Consider the following 3535-nt stretch of genomic DNA (forward strand, 5'->3'; position numbering starts at 1 on the left):
TACACCACCACCTGCGTCAGCACATAAATAATCATAATCGCCGACACCGAAAGTACCAAAGTACCCAGGCTGTGCGTCTGATTGCCTTGCTTGATGTTCATGCCCGAAAGCTGGGTCATGGCCCAGAAGAAGCTGTCGTTGGCGTGGGAAATAGCGATAGCGCCGGAGCCGATGGCCAGCACGGCAAAGACCCGCATCGTCTCGCTGTCCAGCCCCAGCGCGGCCAGCAGCGGCGCGACGATGGAGGCCGTGGTGATTAGAGCTACGGTGGAAGAGCCTTGGGCGGTTTTAAGGGCCAGCGCCATCAGGAAAGGCAGAAAGATACCCCAGGAAGCGGCGTTCAGGTTGGCACTGACTAGTTCGGCGATGCCGGAGTTCTGCAACATCTTGCCAAACACCCCGCCCGCTCCGGTAATCAGAATCACGGGCGCAGCGATCAGCAACGATTCCCCGACCCAGCCCGACGACGAGAGTAGTTTGGCGTCGAACTTCTCGGGCAGGCTGAACGCCAGAAACGCCCCAATCAGCAGGGCGATGACCGGACTACCCACAAAAAGGAGAACGGTGGTGAACGGATTGTCGCCAAATGGCTGCGTGGGGTACTTGGCGATGGACGCCAGCACGATGAGTACCAGCGGGATGATGACGGGCAAGAATGACTTGCCCAGCGAAGGCCGCTTGCCGTGCTGAACGTTACTTTCGACTTCGGCAAACTGCGGGATGAGGTGGACGTTTTTGGTAAAGTACTTGACGAAGAAATAGGCCGGAACCAACGCCAGCGCACTTATAATGAATCCGTAGAAGATTACCATGCCCAAATCCGCGTTCAGGATGCCCGCCGCCGCGATGGGGCCGGGCGTGGGTGGCACCAGCGAGTGACTGGCCGAAATGCCCAGGGTGAGGGCCACCGTGGTGGAGGCGTAGGGTAGTTTGCCTTTGAACGACAGCGACTTGTTGATCGGATTCATCATAATGAACGCGCTGTCGCCGAAGACGGGAATCGAGAGAATGTACCCCGTTATCATCATGGCCAGCATCACTGATTTCTCACCGATAACGGCCAGGATTTTCTGGGCGATGACGAAGGCCCCACCCGTTTTCTCCAGAAAAGTACCTATGAGTACCCCCAGCAGGATGAGCAGTCCGATGCTGCCAAGTACCCCGCCGAAGCCCTCGGAGATGGATTTTAGGATCAACTCACCGTCCATTCCAGCCAGCAGGCCATAAATAATGGCCCCCACGAAAAGGGCCAGAAAGGGGTGGATGTCGAACTTGATGATGGAAATAATGATGAGCGCCAGGGCCAACAAAATAGTAAGAAGCGTGAGCATAGAAAGGGGATAAGGGGGTACTTTTGTCGAACACTTCTCAAAAGGTTTTTTCCACAAACTTTTACTTGACCTTCCAACCAATATCATTTTGGGCGGGTCGTTATCGCCATACTAGCTAATTCCTCCCTTTCTTATGCGTTTACGCTTTACAGTTTTTGCCCTCATGCTCACCCATTTTTCCTTTGGTCAAAACCAGTTCACCATTAGCGGTTTCGTGCGGGAGGCGGGTAGTCAGGAGCAGTTGCCGGGCGTCAATGTTTACGTGCCAGGGACGCCCTACGGCGCGGTGACGAACACCTACGGCTTCTACTCGCTCACGATGCCCGCCAGTGACACGCTGCAACTGCACTACTCCTTCGTGGGGTACGAGAGGACGGTTAAGGAGCTAAAATTCAATAAGAATCTGGAAATCAATGCCCAATTGACCAGCGTCAATCAACTGGAAGAAGTGACCGTATCGGCGCGACGGCAGGAGGACTACGAAAGCCGCTCGTCGCAGATGAGCACCATCGAGATACCCATTTCCCAAATCAAAAAAGTACCCGCCTTTTTCGGCGAAAAGGACGTCCTGAGAGTACTGCAACTCATGCCCGGCGTGCAGAAAGGCACCGAGGGGCAGTCGGGCCTGTACGTGCGCGGGGGCGGGCCGGACCAGAACCTCATCATCCTCGACGACGCCGTAGTGTACAATGCCAGCCACCTGTTCGGGTTTTTCTCGATCTTCAACAGCGACGCCCTCAAGAGTGTAGAACTGACTAAGGGTGGTTTTCCAGCCCGTTACGGCGGTCGGCTTTCGTCGGTGCTGGACATGAACATGAAGGAAGGCAGTAAGGAAAAATTCAGCGGCGAGGGCGGTATCGGACTTATTTCCAGCCGCCTGACGCTGGAAGGGCCGATCGCGAAGGGCAAATCGTCATTTTTGATTTCGGGGCGGCGTACGTACATCGACGTGCTGGCCAGGCCGCTCATTGCCGCTCAACAAGCCAGTGAAACCAACAAGGTTAGCCCTGGCTACTACTTCTATGACCTGAACGCAAAAGTCAATTACGATTTCGGACACAAGGACAAAGTCTATCTCAGCGGTTATTTTGGTCGTGATCGTTTCTACGCCAACGAAGAGGGTCCCAACGTTGAGTCGCGTAACGGACTAAACTGGGGCAACGCTACGGCGACTTTGCGCTGGAACCATCTGTTTGGTCAAAAGCTTTTTGCCAATACCTCGCTCATTGCCAGTAATTTCAACTTCGGCGTGTCGGCTTACAACAAAGACATCAACCGCAATGGAGGGCCAGACGACGAGTTTAGTCTCGAATATGACTCCCGCATTCGTGATTTGGGCATTAAAACCGATTTTGATTATTACCCCAACACTAAACACGCCATCCGGTTTGGGGCACAGCTGACGGCACACCGTTTCGTGCCTTCGGCCCTGGCTATCGAAGGGTCTTTTCTCAACATTCCTATCGAGCGCTCCGTGACGCCCGTCAACGCTATCGAGAGTGGACTGTACGTGCAGGATGTCTGGCAACCCTTCGACGCTCTGAAAATGAATGTAGGTGTACGGCTTAGTACATTCCAGACCGAATCCAAGACCTACGTCCGGCCTGAGCCACGCTTTTCGGCGGCGCTGCGGCTGGCGCAGGATTTCTCGTTCAAGGCTTCCTACGCCCGCATGAATCAATACGTCCACCTGCTTTCCAACACTGGCCTGGGATTACCCACCGACCTGTGGGTGCCAACCACCGACCGAGTGAACCCGCAGCAGTCCGACCAGGTAGCCATTGGGTTTGCCAAAGATCTCGACCAGCCCGCTTTGACGCTGACCTGGGAGGGGTACTACAAAAACATGGATCAAATCCTGAGCTATAAAGAAGGTTCCTCTTTTTTGAGCCTAACGGGTGACAACGCCAACGAGCTAAGCTGGGAAGACAACGTGACCGCCGGGCGCGGCTGGTCGTACGGAACGGAGTTTCTGGTGCAGAAGAAAACCGGGCGGCTGTCGGGCTGGGTGGGCTATACGCTTTCCTGGACGAAGTGGAAATTCCCCGAACTCAACTTCGGCGAAACTTTTTACCCGCGCTACGATCGACGCCATGATATTTCGGTCGTCGGGATTTACGAACTAAGCAAGCGCGTGACACTATCTGCCACCTGGGTGTATGGGACGGGCAACGCCCTCACGGTACCACGGGGACAATACTCCG

General features: G+C 54.9%; 2 protein-coding genes. One reads left to right on the forward strand and one right to left on the reverse strand.

The annotated features are described in order from the left end of the window. Positions 1–1331 (reverse strand): GntP family permease (locus ACEW8P_RS04010; protein WP_373511822.1); only part of this gene is annotated, 1331 nt, incomplete at its 3' end. 133 nt (positions 1332–1464) lie between these two features. Here ACEW8P_RS04010 and ACEW8P_RS04015 point away from each other — a divergent pair. Then, on the forward strand, positions 1465–3535 hold a 2071-nt coding region (locus tag ACEW8P_RS04015; protein WP_373511823.1), incomplete at its 3' end, for a carboxypeptidase-like regulatory domain-containing protein.

The organism is Persicitalea sp. (assembly GCF_041751555.1).
Taxonomy (GTDB): domain Bacteria; phylum Bacteroidota; class Bacteroidia; order Cytophagales; family Spirosomataceae; genus Persicitalea.